This window comes from Mesorhizobium bavaricum (assembly GCF_056781655.1).
The window spans coordinates 1-19,367 of the sequence record NZ_JBXAYV010000001.1 but is presented as its reverse complement, the minus strand read 5'-3'; the positions used below and the strand labels follow the sequence as shown (position 1 = coordinate 19,367).

The 19,367-nt window shown below is 58.9% G+C and carries 12 protein-coding genes and 2 pseudogenes; 9 read left to right on the top strand and 5 right to left on the bottom strand.

All coding sequences use genetic code 11. The features are described from left to right. Positions 1-256: 256 nt before the first annotated feature. A complete protein-coding gene (locus tag AC1RZR_RS32865; protein ID WP_481829614.1) occupies positions 257-2,215 on the bottom strand; it encodes a putative bifunctional diguanylate cyclase/phosphodiesterase in 1,959 nt (652 codons plus the stop codon). A 923-nt stretch (positions 2,216-3,138) separates the two neighbouring features. On the opposite strand from AC1RZR_RS32865, the pseudogene AC1RZR_RS32860 reads away from it, so the two are divergent. Further along, a pseudogene (locus tag AC1RZR_RS32860) lies at positions 3,139-4,317 on the top strand (DUF1173 domain-containing protein). 898 nt (positions 4,318-5,215) lie between these two features. Here AC1RZR_RS32860 and AC1RZR_RS32855 read toward each other — a convergent pair. Next, entirely contained in the window at positions 5,216-5,476 is a 261-nt protein-coding gene (locus tag AC1RZR_RS32855; RefSeq protein WP_481829613.1) for a DNA -binding domain-containing protein, read from the bottom strand. 497 nt (positions 5,477-5,973) lie between these two features. On the opposite strand from AC1RZR_RS32855, the gene groES reads away from it, so the two are divergent. Continuing rightward, positions 5,974-6,270 carry a co-chaperone GroES gene (groES, locus tag AC1RZR_RS32850; RefSeq protein ID WP_481829255.1) on the top strand — a complete coding sequence of 99 codons (297 nt, stop codon included), beginning with the start codon at positions 5,974-5,976 and terminating at the stop codon, positions 6,268-6,270. Positions 6,271-6,335: 65 nt separating this feature from the next. Further along, positions 6,336-7,991 carry a chaperonin GroEL gene (gene groL, locus AC1RZR_RS32845; protein WP_481829387.1) on the top strand — a complete coding sequence of 552 codons (1,656 nt, stop codon included), beginning with the start codon at positions 6,336-6,338 and terminating at the stop codon, positions 7,989-7,991. A 599-nt stretch (positions 7,992-8,590) separates the two neighbouring features. On the opposite strand, the gene AC1RZR_RS32840 is transcribed toward groL, so the two are convergent. The 3 genes and pseudogenes from AC1RZR_RS32840 to AC1RZR_RS32830 form a co-directional block, all read right to left on the bottom strand. Then, positions 8,591-9,436 carry a ProQ/FINO family protein gene (locus AC1RZR_RS32840; RefSeq protein WP_481829386.1) on the bottom strand — a complete coding sequence of 282 codons (846 nt, stop codon included), beginning with the start codon at positions 9,434-9,436 and terminating at the stop codon, positions 8,591-8,593. A 312-nt stretch (positions 9,437-9,748) separates the two neighbouring features. Then, positions 9,749-9,940, bottom strand: a complete 192-nt coding sequence (locus tag AC1RZR_RS32835) for a hypothetical protein (protein ID WP_244748469.1) — start codon at positions 9,938-9,940, stop codon at positions 9,749-9,751. A 2,020-nt stretch (positions 9,941-11,960) separates the two neighbouring features. Next, positions 11,961-12,133 (bottom strand): annotated as a pseudogene (locus AC1RZR_RS32830) (Tn3 family transposase); the annotation flags it as partial. A gap of 466 nt (positions 12,134-12,599) precedes the next feature. Here AC1RZR_RS32830 and AC1RZR_RS32825 point away from each other — a divergent pair. The 6 genes from AC1RZR_RS32825 to AC1RZR_RS32800 all read left to right on the top strand — a co-directional run bounded on the left by AC1RZR_RS32825 (position 12,600) and on the right by AC1RZR_RS32800 (position 18,978). Next, entirely contained in the window at positions 12,600-14,021 is a 1,422-nt protein-coding gene (locus AC1RZR_RS32825; RefSeq protein ID WP_481829385.1) for an alpha,alpha-trehalose-phosphate synthase (UDP-forming), read from the top strand. Between the two features lie 479 nt (positions 14,022-14,500). Further along, positions 14,501-15,454, top strand: coding sequence for a LysR family transcriptional regulator (locus tag AC1RZR_RS32820; RefSeq protein WP_436175297.1), 954 nt, complete (start codon positions 14,501-14,503; stop codon positions 15,452-15,454). Positions 15,455-15,685: 231 nt separating this feature from the next. Beyond that, positions 15,686-16,420 carry a helix-turn-helix domain-containing protein gene (locus AC1RZR_RS32815; protein ID WP_199201597.1) on the top strand — a complete coding sequence of 245 codons (735 nt, stop codon included), beginning with the start codon at positions 15,686-15,688 and terminating at the stop codon, positions 16,418-16,420. Between the two features lie 132 nt (positions 16,421-16,552). Then, positions 16,553-17,428, top strand: a complete 876-nt coding sequence (locus tag AC1RZR_RS32810; protein ID WP_481829384.1) for a hypothetical protein — start codon at positions 16,553-16,555, stop codon at positions 17,426-17,428. A gap of 137 nt (positions 17,429-17,565) precedes the next feature. Further along, positions 17,566-18,138 (top strand): glutamate acetyltransferase, encoded by a 573-nt coding sequence (locus AC1RZR_RS32805; RefSeq protein WP_481829383.1) that lies wholly within the window; start codon positions 17,566-17,568, stop codon positions 18,136-18,138. Positions 18,139-18,255: 117 nt separating this feature from the next. Further along, positions 18,256-18,978, top strand: a complete 723-nt coding sequence (locus AC1RZR_RS32800) for a glycoside hydrolase domain-containing protein (protein ID WP_481829382.1) — start codon at positions 18,256-18,258, stop codon at positions 18,976-18,978. The last annotated feature ends 389 nt before the right edge of the window (positions 18,979-19,367 follow it).

The following is a 19,367-nucleotide window of genomic DNA, read 5'->3' as shown; positions in this document are numbered from 1 at the left end:
GGCAAATCCGCTTTGAATCATCTCGTCTCTCAAATCCGGTCATCTCTTGCGCCCTCAAAGGCGATTACGCGGCCTAGGCAAGGTTCGTCTTCTTCCCGAGCCGGGCGCAATTCCGGCCGTGATCGCGAAATCTCGACGCAATGCCTTCTCGATGTGCCGCGCCAGCGTCACATACGTAGGCGACGGCCAAGGCGGCCGTTCTCATCGAGATAGGAGGTAACCAGACCATCGCCGGTTAAGATGCCGGTCCTGCTATTCAAACACCTAGCTCCTGACCAAACTGCTTCGCAGCAATGCCAGGAATGTCGTCAATCCGGTCAGGTTTCCCGATTAAATAGCCTTGAGCTTCATCACATCCGAGGCGGCGCAGGTAGTCGAGCTGGTCGAGAGTTTCCACGCCTTCGGCTGTCACCTCAATTCGAAGCTCATGCGCCAACTCAATCAATGATCTTACAATGGCGGCGCAATCCGCATCGGCCAGCATATCCTGGACAAAAGATCGGTCGATCTTGAGCCGCGAAAGAGGCAATTTACGGAGGTAAGTGAGGGATGAATAGCCGGTGCCAAAATCGTCAAGAGCAACTGTCACAGATAATGAACTTAACGACTGTAATAACGAAATCGTTTCTTCAAAATTCGAAATCAGCACCGTTTCTGTGATCTCGACCTCGAGTCTTCGGGGCTCCAAACCGGCTTCAGCCAAGGACGCTACAATTCCATCCAGCAAGGCCTTGTTCTTAAGCTGCATTACCGACAAGTTGACGGATACCCGCAAGTCGCGCGGCCAGCGCGCCGCTGCCAAACAAGCTGTTTTGACGACCCAGTGTCCGATGGCGTGAATCAAACCCGTTTCTTCAGCGATGGGTATGAACTCCGACGGAGGGATAGGGCCAAGGGTCGGATGCTGCCACCGCAGAAGCGCTTCAAAACCTCGGATGCGATCGCTCCCGAGGTCGAGAAAGGGTTGAAATGCGAGCCAAAGCTGGTCATTGGCCAGCGCAGATGGGAGATCGCGTGCCAGGGCATGGCGCCTTGCAGCAGCTTCATCGTCGCCTGGGCTGAAAAACTGGATGGAGCCCGCCCCCGGCGTCTTGGCCCTGTATAGCGCGGTGTCGACGCACCGCAGGAGTTGGTTGGTATCCAAACCGTCAGCGGGGGCCAAAGCGATACCTATAGAGGCCCTGCAATATATTTCGCGCCCTTCGATCAAGAACGGCGCGCACATGGCATCTACGATCTGTTTGGCCAAGGACCTGATCTGATCTGGCCTGATATCGCGCGTAGCAATTATTGCAAATTCGCCGCCCTCCAATCTGGCAATGCCATCGCTCTCCCGCGTCGATCTCCGAAGTCTCGCAGCCACTTCGACCAAAAGGGCATCCGCCATGGCTCGGCCAAAGCGATCATTCACCTCGGCAAAATTGTTAAGATCGAACAAAAGCAACGCACAGTGCTGGTCAAACTGCTTTGCGTCCACCAACGCGTTCTCCAACCGCTCGTTGAAGCTGAACCGGTTTGGCAGTCTCGTCAGAACATCCCTGCGAATGGCATTTTCGCTTTCCGCCTGCAGAATAAAGCGCTGGGTAAATTCGAAGGCGTGAGCAAGCACGGCACGAAACAGCGTGATGGCGTAACTCACCATCAGGATTGCGACCGGCAGGTTGACCGCGTCTTTCACCCACACGATCGCCACCGCTGAACCGACGAAGATCGGTAGCGTATACGCGATGGCCGCAATAGGAATCGTGTAAAAGGAAGCGGCGCCGCCTGCGATCATCCCCGCGCTCAGGCAGGTAATGACGACCTGGGCGGCACTTGTTGCCCCGCTGAAGAACAGAACGGGAAGTGCTCCCCACCATGTGCCGAACAAGAAGGCGTTCCGCACCAGGTTTTGCGTTGTCCGGCGAGACACCGATCTTGGTTTGACGGACTGAAATGATGATCTCGCTCTTAGGCCGACGAAACCAGCGGCGACGATGATCACACTCGCCCAGAGGATGGCTTTGGTTTGGTCAGGCGAGCCCCAAAACGCCATGACAAAAGTGGCCGCATTGAGGATGTTCGCAACCATGGCAAGAAGCGTGTTGCGAAGCACGATACTGACCTGCTCCGCCCTGATACGGCCGGCAAGTGGTTCGATCGTCGAGGGCCCGCCAAAAACACGCAGGTCTCCCGCCAAAAGGTCACCGAGCTTTGCGGCTGACAGACGCTGCATCACTCTTTCACTCCCGCCCTAGAGTAGTAGCTGCGTGTTGATCTCCTAGCACCGAACAATTCGGAAAAAGTAAATTTCAACGGCAAATTTGGACAGCCCAGTTGGGGAAACCAAAGGGCTCCGGAATTCGAAGATAGTGAAAGACACGATGCTCCCTATCCGGGATGTCGCGACGCAAGCCTAGGAATTCTGCCTCAAGTCTGTTGCCGGCCTCCGTGAAGGACTTGGCCTTGTTGCATTCTGAGACCCACATTGCCCTAATCCGATCGCTGGTTCACGGCCGCGATGTCCTATCTATCTGCGTCCCCACAAAGGGGGCCGCCCGGTAGCCGTTCCTGGTTGGAGCGTGGCTGTCGCGACACAACGAATGCGCGCGCGGGGGCGCTTCAATCTTCGAGGCCGTCACCGGCGCCCGCCATCCGAGGATACGCCCTGAAGCAGGGGCGTCGCCTTCCTTGTCATCAGCATCGCGCCGGCCCGCGCGGAAGCCAGACTGAGCCGGTCCCGTGTGCGCCGGTAATCTCTCCCAGGCAAGGGCGGCGCCCGTCCTCACATGCCGGAACCGACACCTGCGCTCCGGCGTCCTGCCGTTGTCGATAGGTGTCCACAGGCCATCGCTGTAACCGTTGACGATGGCTGCGACCCGCAGCGCCACGGTGTTGATGCCGCGGCAGCGCCTGCCTGATGCGACGTTGGTCGGGCCGGCGGCGCTGGTTTCCGTTTTGGAACCACGACGCGCCCCAATCACCTGCACCTTCTTCGATTGCAGCGATGATCTCGGCGGTGATGCGCGTGTATGCCGTGGCAAACAGCCCGTTTTCGATGGCAAAAGCATGACTCAATGGGCGTGGGGATGCGGCGGCGTCCGGAGCAACGGAGGGCCGCCTCCTCGATCACCTAGTCAGCAAGTCTGAAACCTCGCATTGCCGCCTGATCTACAGGCTGCGCTAGCGGATGCATACCGCAGAAAGCTGCGACCGCTTTGCTTGTGCAAAGAGCCCTGCCCGGCGATGTATATTGCGCAGGTTGGCGACCAATACATGGTCAAGCGGATGCCGCCGTCGGGTGGCAGCCATGATCCGTCCTGTTCCTCTTACGAGCCGCCCGACGAACTGTCCGGCCTCGGCGTGCTGATGGGCACCGCTATCCAGGTCGATTCCGAGAGCGGCATGGCCGCGCTGATGCTGGACTTTCGGCTGTCGAAGGTCGGCACGCGATCTGTGCCGGCAGCTGGCGCCGTAGGCTCGAACAGCGTGGTCGGAGACACCAGGAAACTCTCGCTGCGAGGCCTGCTCCATTACCTCTGGCACGAAGCGGAGCTGACGGTCTGGACGTCACGATGGGCTGGCAAACGGCATTGGTGGAATATCCGTTGGCACCTCGTCGAGGCCGCTGGCCAGATGACGGTCAAGGGCGGAGCGCCGAGCGAAATCCTGTTCGTGCCCGAGCCGTTCCGGTCCGCCGATAAAATCGCGATCGAGAAAAGGCGCGGGCAGGCGCTTGCACCTGCGCTGCCCCCGAAGAGCGGCCCCAGAAAGCTGATGATCCTGGTCGGCGAGGTCAAGGAGTTCAGCCCGGCTCGGGGCGGTCACAAGTTGATCGTCAAGCACATGCCGGGGTTCGTGTTCCTGTTGGATGAGAGTCTTCAACGTCGGCTTCAAACCCGCTTTGAAACCAAGATGGCACTCTGGAGCGCGGATGAGGCATCGCATCTAGTCGCGATTGCCACCTTCGGGTTGACCCCGGCGGGGCTGGCGGTGATCGAGGAAATGGCCATCATGGTCGTGGCGGAGAATTGGGTGCCTTACGAGTCCGCCTATGAAAAGAAGCTGGTCGACGCCCTTGCAAGGACCGGGGAGCGAAGCATGAAAGGACTGCGCTGCAATCTACCATTGGACAGGCCAACCGCGACGGCGATATTGCAGACACAGCCGCGGCCGGTTGGCCTCTAGATCGTCCCCCCTTCTTCCGATGGCACATATGAGGAAACGCTGAGCGAACTGATCGCGTCGCGACCGGAGTTCGATTCCTGGATCTGGCGGACGGCCGATAGTGAGATGCCGACTTTGCCTGGTCGGCAAGACGGTGGGCCCATCATATGAGGCACCGTTCGCGGCCGGTATTTCAGGTACGCTGGTATTATCATCCAATTCGCTCGTCTGAGCGGATATTCCCGGCAAATGATGTATCCGCCCTGGACCACAGAGCGGGTTGCAGTGCGGACGTGCAGGCGATCCCTTCCGGTTCGCAAGTTGGGCGGGTCACGCCGTGTTCGTAGCCGCTGATGAGCTTCATCGCCTCTGGCGCGCAACAAAAGGGCCGGGCTTGCAGCACCCGGCCAAGCAAGAGGGCAAAAACCTCCAGAGGGGAACGCGCCGGACGCAATGGGAGGAGAACGCCCGACGCACAACGGCATATAAGTCAGCAAGGATGACATCTCAACGACATGCCAGTAGACCACGAGGCCTGATCATCTTGGTGCACTGAAGCTTGCGAGCCCGGGCGTTTGCCCAAAACCTCATTTCACGTTGCTTTCGGAATTACAAAAGCTCAAGACGGCATGGCTGCATATATCGGTTCCGGCGCCTAGCAGCCGAAACGATTTCCGGGGCGAACGCGTATTCGTAATAGTTTATGACGATACTTATGCTGCCGAGACATTTATTGCCTTCAGCCACAACCATTACTATGCCACGAGGTTTCGCCTGCTGCCTTCAAGCCAACCGGAGAATTTCATGACAGAAGAAGCCGAGCACAGCCTCAGAACACGGCTTCATCTTCTCCGCCTTAGCTGCGCCGGCCAGGTATGACGAGCGGCCGCCGCTGACCTGCATGGCCACGCCAGACGCATCGGCGCAGCGAACATTCTGCCTGTACGAGCAGCGGAGTTTGACAATAAATAGACGTATCCCGCAGGCCCGGATGTCATGCCATTCTTGTGGCGGACGGCCATGATCACGTCTGAACAAGCAGCGTGTGTCGCCGCCCGTTCATCCTTATTTACGCGAACAACTGCTTGTAACCGGTCGTCATCATCCAGTTCGCCCGATCGAGATGGCTTCTCGCGGCTTTCCGCGCGCGCACCGGCTCTTCCGCCGGATCGATGCCGAGGATGACCTGCGCCATCTCCTCATAACTGGCATCGTCGGCGGAGGCGTCCAGGAACCTCAAGTAGGTCTTGAAGTGCTCCTTGTCGTCGGTCAGGCTGTCCGACCAAGGGACTTCATCTTTAAGACCTGATTTAACGTCTGGGTATTTCATCACGATATCGAGCTCCGTAAGCAACTGGTCGAAGATCTCACTTCGATAGGCTACCCGAACCCGAGGGAATATCGCCTCGACACGACGTTCCAGATCATGGTCTGCAAGTGCCTGCCGAAGCGACGAGCGCTCCTTTTGGCGATGCAACCCGAGGTTAGGGATGAATTGCAAAAAGCTCAAGACTGTTCGGCTGGCCGTCGATTCCGGCCGACTGCTCGGCCGTTAATTTCACATAATTTCACATTCCAAATAAGACACAAAAGTCGGCCCAAAGCTTACGGCCGAAACGCGCGTAGGCAGTGGGATTGCGCCGTAAATGGGGGCAGGCTTCCGCGCCGATTCCACATCTTTTGCCCTTCGGTCCGTCCCCCCGCCCGTCTTGACTAAGTACGAACCTACAGCCTATCTCACCGACATCTTAGCACTCCCCAATAGCGAGTGCTAACCACCCTCCGGCAACGGAGAACCTTTCAACCTCCGCACCAGGGATATCCAAAATGGCAAAGTCGAAGTTCCGCCCGCTTCATGACCGCGTGGTCGTTCGCCGGGTCGAATCCGAATCCAAGACCGCCGGCGGGATCATCATCCCCGACACGGCAAAGGAAAAGCCGCAGGAAGGCGAGATCATCGCTGTCGGCTCGGGCGCCCGCGACGAAGCTGGCAAGCTCGTCCCGCTGGACGTCAAGGCCGGCGACCGCGTCCTGTTCGGCAAGTGGTCGGGCACCGAAGTCAAGCTCAATGGCGAAGACCTTCTGATCATGAAGGAAGCCGACATCATGGGCATCATCGGCTAACACGCCGCTGCCTTTCATCCGTACCATCCAATCTGAATTTCGGGCGAAATGCCCAGGAGCTAAAAATGGCTGCCAAAGACGTAAAATTCTCCCGTGATGCCCGCGAGCGCATGCTGCGCGGCGTCAACATCCTCGCCGACGCGGTGAAGGTAACGCTCGGCCCCAAGGGCCGCAACGTCGTCATCGACAAGTCGTTCGGCGCCCCGCGCATCACCAAGGACGGCGTCACCGTCGCCAAGGAAATCGAACTTTCCGACAAGTTCGAGAACATGGGCGCGCAAATGATCCGCGAAGTCGCGTCGAAGACCAACGACATCGCCGGCGACGGCACCACGACCGCGACCGTTCTGGCACAGTCGATCGTCCAGGAAGGCCACAAGGCGGTTGCCGCTGGCATGAACCCGATGGACCTCAAGCGCGGCATCGACCTCGCGGTTAGGGACGTCGTCTCGACGCTGATCAAGAACGCCACGAAGATCAAGACCTCGGAAGAGGTTGCCCAGGTCGGCACCATCGCCGGCAATGGCGACGAGTCGGTCGGCAAGATGATCGCGGAAGCGATGCAGAAGGTCGGCAACGAAGGCGTCATCACCGTTGAGGAAGCCAAGACCGCCGAAACCGAGCTGGAAGTCGTCGAAGGCATGCAGTTCGACCGCGGCTACCTCTCGCCCTACTTCGTCACCAACGCCGACAAGATGGTTGCCGAGCTCGAGGACGTCTACATCCTGCTCCACGAGAAGAAGCTCTCCAACCTCCAGGCCATGCTGCCGGTTCTGGAAGCCGTCGTGCAGACCTCCAAGCCGCTGCTCATCATCTCGGAAGACGTCGAAGGCGAGGCCCTGGCCACGCTGGTCGTCAACAAGCTGCGTGGTGGCCTGAAGATCGCCGCCGTCAAGGCTCCGGGCTTCGGTGATCGCCGCAAGGCCATGCTGGAAGACATCGCCATCCTGACCGGTGGCCAGGTCATCTCGGAAGACCTCGGCATCAAGCTCGAGAATGTCGGCCTCAACATGCTCGGCCGCGCCAAGAAGGTGTCGATCTCCAAGGAGAACACCACCATCGTCGACGGCGCCGGCAAGAAGGCCGAGATCCAGGGCCGCGTTGCCCAGATCAAGCAGCAGATCGAAGAGACCACTTCGGACTACGACAAGGAGAAGCTGCAGGAACGTCTCGCGAAGCTGGCGGGCGGCGTTGCGGTGATCCGCGTCGGCGGTGCGACGGAAGTCGAAGTCAAGGAAAAGAAGGACCGCGTTGACGATGCGCTGAACGCGACACGCGCGGCCGTGGAAGAAGGCATCGTTCCCGGCGGCGGCGTTGCCCTGCTGCGCGCTTCGCTGAGCATCAACGCTGTCGGCGCAAACTCCGACCAGACCGCTGGCATCAGCATCGTGCGTCGTGCGCTGCAGGCTCCGGCCCGCCAGATCGCGGCCAACGCCGGTGCGGAAGCTTCGATCGTTGCCGGCAAGATCCTTGAGAACAAGGGCGCGACCTTCGGCTACAACGCCCAGACCGGCGAATATGGCGACATGATCGCCATGGGTATCGTCGATCCGGTCAAGGTCGTCCGTACGGCTCTCCAGGACGCGGCCTCGGTCGCCGGCCTGCTCGTCACCACCGAAGCCATGATCGCGGAGGCTCCGAAGAAGGAGGCGGCTGGCGGCGGCATGCCTGCCGGCATGGCTGGCGGCGGCATGGGTGGTATGGGCGGCATGGATTTCTAAGGTCCACGCACCTCAACAATCTCGAGGGCGGCAGCGATGCCGCCCTTTTCCTTGAAGTCGTATCCGGCCGGAAATGTTCGGCGCGTACACCGACCGTATGGCCGTAGTAGCGCTGGTCGTGAAAGCTGGACTAGAAGCGAGCGCGGGCACGGATACGGCGGAGAGCCGCTGGCGTCGGGGCTTCGAAGACAATCAACGATTCGAACCCTTCCATGAGTATGAGGGAGCGGTGGCGAAAACGTGCAATCGGCCTAGATAATGTTCGCACCTCCCCAAGTCGCCGAGAGCATGAGGCAGCAGCGGCCCCTTGCCGTCGAGATCAAACAGAAGCGTGGGCTCGTGAAGCGGCCACAGTCAATCTGGGCCGGCATCGACCTAACTGCCATCCCGAACGATAGAGGTCGCAGCGGTGGCCAGAACGACCATCGGAATAGCCTCCGGCCTTCGTTCATCCCGAAGAAGGGATGACCGACCAGTCCGTTTTTCGCGCGCGAATGCGGCAGCTCCATTGCGATCGCGGCGATTCGGATTGGCGCGGGCGCCATGTGCTCCGACCCTGAGGGCTGTCCCGGTCGGCGCGAGCTATCGCTCACGGGCGATCAAGTCATCGGCTTTCGGAATGACCGGCGACGCTTGGTCTCAACGATTATGCCGGTCGGGCTGTCGGCCGTATTCTTCGCCTTGAACACGGCGGTTCGCTTCGGTTTTGGTTTGGGCGGCGCTTGAGGCTCTACCCTTGGCTCCGGCGTTTGCTTGCACTTTTGTTTGTCCTTGCGGGAGCAAAGCAAAGCCTTGGCGGTCACCGCGTCCGCATCCGAGACCACGCCGGCCGGCTTGCCATCGAGATTGACCCGTGCGGCGCCGGCATCCAGTCTCGCCAAGTATTTGGCCATCTTGGTATACGCCAGCAGGGCTCTCCTTAATTCATCATCGGACAGTTCGCCGTCAAGCACGCGAATGTCATGATGGATGCCGATCTTGAGCGGTCTGGGCGCTTTCGGATTGAAGGCCGCCGGCCACTTGGCCGACAGATAGCGGAAAAGCTGTGCAGGCGATTTGCCTTGGCTACGGCTCAACATCATAAGCCTCGCCCCATTGTTTTCGTTTCCAATTCGGACCTTCCTAGCACTGATATATGCAATGATTATGGAAAAATGGGCATTCGCCCCGCAGCGCAAAGCAGCGGTCTCATTCGGACAGACGAAGTGCCTGGTGGACCGAGCAGGATCGGCAGCAACCCACGCCGAGCCGTCCCGATAGAGTTCACAGTCATACATCAGGGTCGGTGGAATGCTGTTTCCCCATATCTCAGCCAGCCCATTGACCCTTGGCAGCGCATCTGAAACGCCGGCAGCGACAACTCGACGGCTCTCCGCGGAGGCCGTCGGGTAGTAGGAGCCGAAACCGTCGCGGCTCTTCACCCGTTCGGCCGTTCCGTCGTACAAGGGCGTCGCGTAGCGCGAAAGCTAATCAGGCGACCGTTCCTGATCTCGGCCGGATCGACGCCGTCCTGGGACAGGAAGGCAGGCGAATGGCTGGCAAAAAGCGTTCGGCCGCAACCCGGCGTCGATCACTAGGAACCTGGCGCGGACGCGGCGGAACTTCCGGGCGGCGGCCATTCCGGAATAGCTGCCGCCGATGACAATAGGCGCAGCGAAATTCCGAAGTTTGTGAGCGATAGGCCTCGGACTCCCATTCGATTGCCGACTCGGCTCATGCCTTGACGGGCGTTCATGATTGCCACCTTGGAGATCGCCTCAGAAGCGACGCCCAATCGGAAACATTAGCACGTCCGCGTTTTGGCTCGGCTGCTTGAACTCCTCGCCGGCAACTGCCTCAATTAGCAAATCCAAGGCTTCGCGCCCCCTCCGGCTCATCGGGTCATCACCTCGCAGATAATGATACGCTCGATCTAGATGCACTCGCGCGGCGGAAAAATCGCTTGTCATTTTACCCTCTCAGTTGCCGCCCGCGTTAGCCGTCTACGAGGTGAGGGTCGCGCAATCGTCAATATCCTTAGACGTATTTGATTTAAATCGAAGATGATCCGGGAGTAACCAAACACCGGTTGTATGCGAGAGCCCCTGATTGCGTCACCCTGGCCCGGTTGACTCTGCAATAGGGTTACCACAAGCCTTGCCAATGTGTCCCCAGCGTCATCCATAAGCCGTCCCGAGTTTCTGACCTGTCGAGCCATGGCACGCGCAGGCTTGCGGCGGCAATCAGCCGGATGGCGAAGATCGCGGCGAAGGCGGCAGCAAATCGGAAGCAGACTCCCGTTTGTGCGGTCGGGCATTGATTCCTAGATAGGAAATTCCGCCATTACATCTCGCTGATGGGACAGCTTGCGAACGCAAATGCAGCGCGCCCTCTTGACTGACACCCTAAACGGCGAAATCGTCATCCAGTGACCCATGAACGCAATAACGCCGGCACATTGTCCGGGACATATGGGTTAGTCCCGGCGCCAAGAGACCTATGTGGTCGCTCTTCTCGCCGAATAGAAGCTGAGGAATGCCGCGCAGTTAACGGCTCGTTAATCATGCGGGGCGTAGCCAAGAAGCGTCACATCACCTACCCAATCACATGTGACCTTAAAGACCCGGCACCCAGATTGTGCCGAGTCTTTTTGTTAGGGTAGCCTGATCCAATTGAGCGGGTCAGGAATAATGTCGCAGTGCGGGGATCAGGAAGCTTCTTAGGCCGGTCACCGACTTCATAAAGCCGACTGGAGCTGCAACCACTTGACTAGGAATGCCCTCCGAGCTTGACGGTGTCAGGCCCGGAACGCGCCGTGCCAGTCCCTGACCGACAGCGGATTGCGACATGCAACTTCTCCACACCGGAGGTAACCGTGGCGAAAGTGCCGGCGCGTGAGCGCCAGGGAAGGCTGGTTAAAGAGCCGGCCCGCTTGCAGGAATCGAACTCATGGCTGACCGAAGCCTCCGCATCCTCGAGGCCCATTGCTTGGCGGACGCCATTATGGCGTTCTGCGTTCTGTCTTATCGCTGTGCCATTTGCCGCACAGGATGCCCGTAACGACATTGTTTCCCGCGTGAGGTGAAGCGATGCGAGCAGGGTAGAGTGACGCGCGGCAGGGAGGGCAGGAGGCCCTAGCAAAGGCTGAAACTCGGTGAGAAATGATCCACCGGCACCTGCACGGATCACCTCGCAAAAGTGGAGGGTGGGACCTGGAATCAAGCTGACATTGCGAGATTTCGCGGCCATGGCGGCTTCGCTGTTTGCTGTCCGCGGGGGCGAGGCGCATTAGATGGGCCAGCGGCGGATGCACGCGAACCGCGGGGATGACGAACACGACCTTCGCTGGCTAGGACTGCGGCACTGCGAACCCAATGTTGGAGGCTCTAAGCCGCTCGATCTGGCGAGGCGCGGCGGTCGATGCGGCCCGCAGAACCCGCGCTACCGCGAGGCGCTGCCATCTCGACATAGGAGCTGCTGACTTGCAGAACACTGCACTATCTGCGAACGAACGCATCGCGACATGCCCCCCTGTAACCGCTTCCGCGCTGTTCTTGATTGACCAGGCGCAGTTCGACGCAGGGCGGCTAGCGCTCGGCCGATGTGTCGGGCGCCAGCAAAGTTGAAATGTTGCATGGCCGTGGGGACGGCCACAACGAGAGAGCCCGATCGGGCGTCACCTGGTCGGGATTGCCAGCCCGACCAGGTACCGTTCAGTCAGGCACCCCTCGGCTTAGAGAGCCGCCGCTATGAACTAGCTTCGTTGGCCGGGGCCGGCTGCAGCGGGATCGCTAAGCATCGTGACGACGTCAGCGATAGGATTCTTGTCACTCTCCGTCAGCCGCAGATCGACGTCCGCGAACGGCGCGCCCGACTTCCGGTAGGGACGCCTGAGTGGGTGCTTGCTCAGGCCGGGTGGAACCGGCGGCCTGCCGGGTTTGCGACCGCGTTTCACATAGCCGTTGCTCTGAGCGCCATCAAGGACGACCGGGCCTGAGATCGCCGGCGCAATGCGGGACTCGAATAGCATTCGATCATGGAGAGCGACCGCTCGACGCGGCCGAGTTCCCGAAGAGTTTGCCCAGTTGGCTTTCCTTCCGGTGATGCCGAGAGCTTCTTCAAATCGTCGAGGGCACAACCGCACCAGTGTTGATCGATGCCCGCCAGATGAAGGTCGATTTCCAGCTTGCGCAGGAAGGCAATCCGTTCGGTCAGCCGGCCAGGTTTGAGGCACCAGGCGCATCCGCCGCCGATCGCAGCCAATGAAAGCGTGTCTGGCCAAATGGTCGGGGTCGCGGCGTTGAATTTCGGCTTTGACCGACACCCAACCCACGCCGACGGTTACAAGAGCGCGGGCGGGGAAAATTGGGAGGTTGATGCGCTCATCGCGAGCCGGGGGCGCCGGTCTGCCAAACTAGTGGTCGTAGGGAATCGGGTCCACGCTCTCGGTTAAAAACTTAGGAGAAACATGATCCAAAAACCGAAGCTTTGCGAGCTCAGTTCCTGTCCCGCTTAGTGCCTATTTGTGTGCGCTATTCTACCATACGCCTAATGAGATTGTCCCACCTGATGACCGTCACTAACTTGGCAGAGATCGAAGCCAAAAGCTGACAGGCAACAGGAGTGACCATGAAAAACATTATGAGTGTTGGGGACGGTGGAGACGGCAGACTGGTCATTGTCTCCAACAGGGTTGCGTTGCCCGACGAGCACGGGTCACTGCCCCCGGGCGGGATGGCCATTGCGCTGAACGCCGCGCTCCAGCAACGAGGCGGGCTTTGGATGGGCTGGTCGGGGAAGGTGAAAACCGAGAAGAACCAGGTGTCACCGACCATGCAGGAGGCCAACGGCATCACCTATGCCCTTGCGGATCTCTCGCAGAAGGATCTGGACGAATATTACTACGGCTTCGCCAACAGGGTTCTTTGGCCGGTCTTCCACTGCCGTGTCGACCTCGCCGAATACAACGACGCTAGAAAGTCAGGATACTACCGCGTCAACCGACTCTTCGCAGAGTCTTTGATGCCGCTCCACCGCGAGGACGACGTCATATGGGTGCAGGATTATCACCTGATCCCTCTAGGGAAAGAACTGCGCGAACGCGGCTGCCGCAACCGGATCGGCTTTTTTCTGCACATACCATGGCCGCCGGCGGACATCCTCGCCACCGTGCCGCTCTGCGAAGAATTACTGGAAGCGCTTTCGTTCTATGACCTTGTCGGCTTTCAAACCGACGACGATCTTGACAACTTCGCCGAATGTCTACGCCGCCGAAACTTAGGGCGTCTCATGAAAGACCGTAGCTGCCTGGTCAAAGGGCGGGAGTTTCGCTGCGGGGTTTTTCCAATCGGTATCGACACGGCCAAGTTCGAGAGCCTCGCAGAGCTAGCGACGCGCGACGGGGATCTGCAGGAAGTTTACAAGAGGACTGCTGGCTGTGACGTCGCCATTGGTGTCGACCGATTGGATTATTCCAAGGGCATCGATCAGCGCATCGTGGCGTTTCGCCATTTCCTTGATCGTAACAGCCATCGCGTCCGCAAGACGCTACTGCTGCAGATTACCCCGAAATCCCGCGGGGAAATACCGGCCTATCTGGCGCTGCAAAAGCGCATCGCCGAACTGGTGGGAAGTGTCAATGGGGAACTTGGAACCATCGATTGGGTACCAGTACACTACACCAATCGTTCCCATGGCCCGCTGCAACTGGCCGGCCTCTATCGACTGGCACGCGTTGGCCTGGTGACGCCGCTCCGCGACGGCATGAATCTGGTGGCGAAGGAATACGTGGCTGCGCAAGACCCAAGCAATCCAGGCGTCCTCGTGCTATCGCAATTTGCCGGCGCCGCTGGCGAATTGGAGGGAGCGGTGCTTGTCAATCCCTATGACCCAGAGGCTGTGGCGGCCTCCACGGAACAGGCATTTCGCATGTCGCCAGACGAACGGAAAGACCGTTGGAAGGCAATGAAGCACAGTCTCATCGGGCATGATGTCTATCGATGGTGCGACGGCTTTCTCGCCAAGCTCGAGGCGGCGGACTTGCCAGCATGAGGCTGATCGCGACCAATTGGATCAGGGCAGCATTCCGGCCTCGCCGAGGCGTGGTTAATGTGCTGTGGTGGATGGCGATGACCGCAGGCCAACCACCCAGTTGGGTTGTAGCCGATTATGCTGGCACGGGAGCGAAGAACTCGCGGCTGCGGTCACACATCAAACTAGTTTGGCCGATCCGCGCAAGAGGGCTCTCGTCCCCGGCTCCGTCGGCGTCGAGTATTCGACTGTCATCGCTTCGCTGACGAGACCCCGTGTATTGAATATGTCGACCACCAGGTTGGCGACATTGCTGATGGGCTAAGCAGCATCGACCTACACCGCACGCCAGATCTCAAGACGTGGCCTGAGCACATTCCACATTAAAACAAGAGGAAAAAGACATGGGTGAGCTCTCTTGCAGTCGGCAGCTTTCTTCAAACACGCGTGAGCGGCCACGACCGATTGTCGAGGGCGCTCGCGCCCCACGGCAACAGCAAATGTTGGCATCCATTGACCTGAATTTACTGGTGTCTCTTGAGGCGCTGCTGGAGCACCGCAACGTCACGCATGCGGCTCGGCACGTGCGCTTGAGCCAACCGTCGATGAGCCGAGCGTTGACAAGGCTGCGTGGCATTTTCAATGACGACCTCTTGGTTCGCGGCTCGAGCGGGTTGGTCCCGACGCCGCAGGCCGAACGGTTGGCCCGAATGCTGCCGCCGGTGTTGGATGCGCTCCGCGGGATCGTGAACCGCCAGGGGGAATGGCGATCAAAGACAATAATGGCGATACCCGACCACCAAGCCCTGATCTTGCTGCCGCCTCTCCTACCCCTGCTGCGCGAGCACGCGCCTAATCTCGACATCGTCACCGGCTCGTTTCTAACTGGCGCGCTCCGGCGGCTTGAACAAGGTGAGATCGATCTGGCCGTTGGGCAGACCGGTGAAACGCCACCGGGCTTCTTTCGGCGCAGGCTCTATACTGATCGCTTCGCCTGCCTGCTACGTTGCGACCACCCAGCCCTGGCGCAGGAATGGACGATCGAGGCCTTCGCTGCCCTGCGCCACGCTGCCGTTGACTCGGATTCTAAGGGCGGCTTCGGACGGGTGCATGACGATCTGGCAAATTTACACCTCCGAGATCGCGATCCGGTGCTGGTTTCCAACCTCCTGACGGCCGCTGTAGCCATCGCGGCGACTGATCTGGTGCTGATTGTACCACACCGCGTCGCGACACGGATCGCCGCCTTGCTCCCCCTGGCGATTGTCGATCCGCCGGTGGAACTATCGCCTTACGAGGTTGGGCTGATTTGGCACGAGCGTTGCCATCGCGACCCAGAACATCACTGGCTGCGCCACAAGATTGCCGCCGCAGCGGCGGCGGGAACAGAGTTGGCGCGTCCATCGACAATGAGAGGGCAAACGGCTGATGCTTCGCCAAGGGAAGAAGCGTGATGCGATCGAGGTCTGGCACTATCTTCAGGACCGAGCCAGTTGATTACCCCCCTCGTCCATCGGACGTGATGCTGGTTCCGCTGTCCCAACTGAGTGAAACCGACGCGCGCTGACTTCGAGCGAGCATCTGCTGTGAAGAAGGTATTCACACTTACAGCCAACTACACAACCCAAGACCCTCCTTCTTCGACCGCCGTTCGGCCGCGTCAAGGCCTTCGCAGGCAGGGTGTGGTGCATGCATCGATTCTGGCCGCGTATCTTGGCCCGGACCCTTTGGCAGGTAAGTGTTTGGCACAAATTGCGAGTTCTCGGATCTTCGGCAATCTGCCCAACGAAGCGCGGCAGATCGATATCCTTGAGCACCGTTTGTTGCGGTTGGGGCACTGCGCGCAAATCGTCATCATCGATTGCCGCGAACCGGAGCAACATGGGTACGGTCATGCGAAGCTCTCTTCCGGGCTGGTGCAACTAGCCCTGGTTTCCGAAGACAGGCTGGACCGAGAGGCGGTTTTCTCCGACGGGTATTCCGATTACCTGTTGTGGCCACTGATCGAGCAGGAAGTTGTAAGCAGACTGATCGCCTGCGTCGCCCAGATCGCGCGGCGTTCTGCACCGCTATTCTTCTCAGCCGACCCCCTCGTTCAGAAGGCGTGCGATCTGCTGGCACAGCGAGTCGATCAGCAGATCGCCCTCAGCGAACTGGCGCGCATAGCCGGGACTAACAAGACAACGCTCGTCAACCGCTTCGAGGCTGCCTTTGGCTGCGGGCCTATGACCTGGCTACGGCACTATCGGATGATGGAGGCTGCCGCCCGCTTGCGAAGCGGGCATGAAAGCGTGGCCGAGGTCGCTGAATCCTTAGGCTACGAAAACAGCAACAATTTCTCCACGGCGTTCAAGGCGATCCATGGGCTCTCGCCGCTGCGCTATCGCAAAATGGCGGCGCGCAGAGAAAGGTCTGCCTGACGCAAAGGTGGGGATCGAAACAAACTGGTATACAGCCAGTGAAGACACGCAAAGATTACCTGATACTCAAGCGCTTACCCGCTCCAGGCACTTTGCGGCTTTTACAGCAACGCTCAGAAAAGGAAGATAAGCATGTTGAACGCGGTCGCAGCGCATTTTCAAGGGCATGAACAGAGCTATTCGGACAAGAACTATGAGGCGGCGAGCACGTTTTTCGGCGCCAAGTCCCTTCTTTTGGCCCAGCCAGGTGCTGCGCGCCCCGGTGACGACACGATCGCCAACGATCAAGGAACAGTACAGTTTCACCTCATTGGTCAGAAACCCGATGACCCGGCGTACAGCGGCATCATGAAAGAAAATCAGGACAACCTTCTGGCTATAGGAGGGCTCATTCACGACTACATGCATACCCATTATCCTAAGGTTGATGCGGAAAAACTTGACATCAACACATGGACGAACGTTGTGGGCAACATTCCCGACCTTTCGATGGGAGCGCAAAAACAGAAAGGTTACTCAAACAAGTTTGCTGGCACCTCCGTTTCAGCCACGTTCCTCTCCTTGATCGCGAAGGCGATCGTCACTGACGGGGCGTCTCTGCTAACGGATTTCGAGTCCTTCCTCACTGAGATGGGCAACCTGGCCTTCAGCGCCAACAGCAAATCGCAGCAGTACAAGGCTCTGACATGCACCTACCAAAGCTACCTTCTCGATAACGGGGCAGGCGGATACTACGACTACGGAGCAATTGTTCTTCGAGAAGTCACGTTCAATGAGTACTTCCTTGATCTAAAATCTTCGTGCTCATCGACACGATATGTCAACGTCGACCTACGTTATAGCGAGGTTACCAATATCGTTCAGACCCGCCGGATCCGCAACGGCGGCCCCGATTACAAAAACTTCCAGGAGATCGTGAATAAGAACGCCACCGAGCAGTTTGTGAATGCCAAGAACTTCTTTAACGGCGGCTCGACCCCACAACAAGACATCACGCCCCAGGTCTGATCCTCATGATTGGTCTCGAAAGCAGCAGCGCACCAACCGACGGTGTGAATTCGAAGAAACCTCGCCGGCGTCATAGATCAGGTCCGGCTGACAGCTGTGCCGACGAACTCCGGCCCTGCTTCTATAAGAAACCAACTATGAACTCGATCGCAGAAACAACTGCGGGCCTCTTCCTGGTAATCGGCGTCCAGAGCAGCGGCCCCCTCGAAGCGGAGAGGATTTGCTCAGGCTTGATCCGGAAACTGTCCGAAGGCTCAATTCTGAACTTGGATCCTAGTATGTGGCAGAATGCCATGCAAATGGTGCCGAACCAGGTGGAGGCCGCCACGGCTTCGACGACCCTGAACCGCACGATGGCCGTTGCGGATTTGCCAAGTACCCTCGCGTCAATTTGCGCCGATGCTGTCGACGGCGACAAAGCAGGCGTCGATCTGGCGAAGCCCATCAGTGTCTATCTGAGCAGATACGGCGAACCGACTGCATTCAATTGCTTCATCCTGGATCAATCCGACTCCGCGAAAATCTATTTATCTTTAACCTGCCTTGCCGTTTTCGATGGTGGAAGCCCTGGCAGTTTCGCCGTCACCTCAACATTGCTGAAGGCGTGCCTGAATCTGTCAAACAAGGATACGCTGTCCACTATCGCGCAGGTTTTCGGCCGCTTCGGCCCGCCGAGCGACTCACCTTACTACCTGCGCGTCTTGCCCTGATCCGTATGCCAGACGTTACATTCAGCCAGAAGGAGCAGCACGCTCGTTGAGTATGTGAATACCGCAGCTTTCGTCAGCGGAGCGAAGTCGGTGGTGCGCTTTGTAGCGGGAAAGCCCATGCCCTATCATGAAGACTTCGCGAAGGCGGACGGATGGTCCGCAGCGGATGTCAGCGTCCGTCTCAACAATGCGCCAGGCCGGAAATTTCTCACTTTCTTGCGAAGATCGGGGGTGACCACGGTCATTCGGTATTACGCGAGTTCCGCGAGGCCAAAAACCATCACACCAGTGGAGGCCAAACTACTATCTGGGCACGGTTTCGGAATTCTACCGATTTTCCAGGACAGCAGCCGCCATATTTCCAATTTCTCGAGCTCGATCGGTACTGCAAATGCAAGGAGTGCTATGGGGTTCGCAAAGCGCGTCGGCCAGCCGAAAGATAGAGGCAGTACGATTTTTTTCGCCGTCGATTTGGACTATCCGGCTACGCAGATCGATGGCCCTATCCTCGCCTACTTCCACGCGATTAAAGAGGAGATCAACGGCACTTTCGTAGTCGGCGCGTATGGTAGCGGTGCCGTGCTCTCAAAATTATTGGCGGAGGGACTGATCACGGTTCCAGGGATATCTATGTCGCCACTGTTTCTTGGAACCGAGAAGTTCTTTTATTCCAACCGATGGTCGATGCGGCAGGTACCTCCAGAGGTTGCCCATGGCTCCTCTGGGGTGGCTATGACCGCAATATCGTTCGGGTTCCTCGGAGGGAGATCGGGGCCTTCCAAGTTGATGAGTCGGGCGAAGGCTCGCTGGCCTAGGATGGCGAGGGACTCCGGCTCGTAGGCGCGGCAAGCTGAAAACGTTGTCGCGTTTATGTTCGTAGAGGTCTCCGACGTCAACGGCGAGTGTAAGGTTGTTCGCGGTATCTCGCAAATCGTCTCTCCACGCGCTCGCCCCGCTACAATCGAGCGGTGCGGCCGCCATCATCATCCCCGGAAGTACCTGCAGCGCCGTCCACCCACGCCCAACCGGCGGCCGACATTGGGCACCAGTACCACGCCGACGTCGTGCGATGTCGCCGCTCGACAGATCGATGCCGGAGCGGGTGGTGTGATGCTTGGTCGCACCACCCGGCAGACGTGTTTCTGAAAGTTACCCTAAGGCAGGTACATCAACGGCCAGCGCATTGGAAACGGCAACGCTGTGAACGGAATTCGGGGAGAAGGCGTCAC

Excerpts from the sequence above, each read along its gene's own strand:
- AC1RZR_RS32865 (WP_481829614.1), bottom strand. The coding sequence starts at position 2,215 with ATGCAGCGTCTGTCAGCCGCAAAGCTCGGTGACCTTTTGGCGGGAGAC.
- AC1RZR_RS32855 (WP_481829613.1), bottom strand. The coding sequence starts at position 5,476 with ATGAAATACCCAGACGTTAAATCAGGTCTTAAAGATGAAGTCCCTTGG.
- groES (WP_481829255.1), top strand. The coding sequence starts at position 5,974 with ATGGCAAAGTCGAAGTTCCGCCCGCTTCATGACCGCGTGGTCGTTCGC.
- groL (WP_481829387.1), top strand. The coding sequence starts at position 6,336 with ATGGCTGCCAAAGACGTAAAATTCTCCCGTGATGCCCGCGAGCGCATG.
- AC1RZR_RS32835 (WP_244748469.1), bottom strand. The coding sequence starts at position 9,940 with ATGACAAGCGATTTTTCCGCCGCGCGAGTGCATCTAGATCGAGCGTAT.
- AC1RZR_RS32825 (WP_481829385.1), top strand. The coding sequence starts at position 12,600 with ATGAAAAACATTATGAGTGTTGGGGACGGTGGAGACGGCAGACTGGTC.
- AC1RZR_RS32820 (WP_436175297.1), top strand. The coding sequence starts at position 14,501 with ATGTTGGCATCCATTGACCTGAATTTACTGGTGTCTCTTGAGGCGCTG.
- AC1RZR_RS32810 (WP_481829384.1), top strand. The coding sequence starts at position 16,553 with ATGTTGAACGCGGTCGCAGCGCATTTTCAAGGGCATGAACAGAGCTAT.
- AC1RZR_RS32805 (WP_481829383.1), top strand. The coding sequence starts at position 17,566 with ATGAACTCGATCGCAGAAACAACTGCGGGCCTCTTCCTGGTAATCGGC.
- AC1RZR_RS32800 (WP_481829382.1), top strand. The coding sequence starts at position 18,256 with ATGCCCTATCATGAAGACTTCGCGAAGGCGGACGGATGGTCCGCAGCG.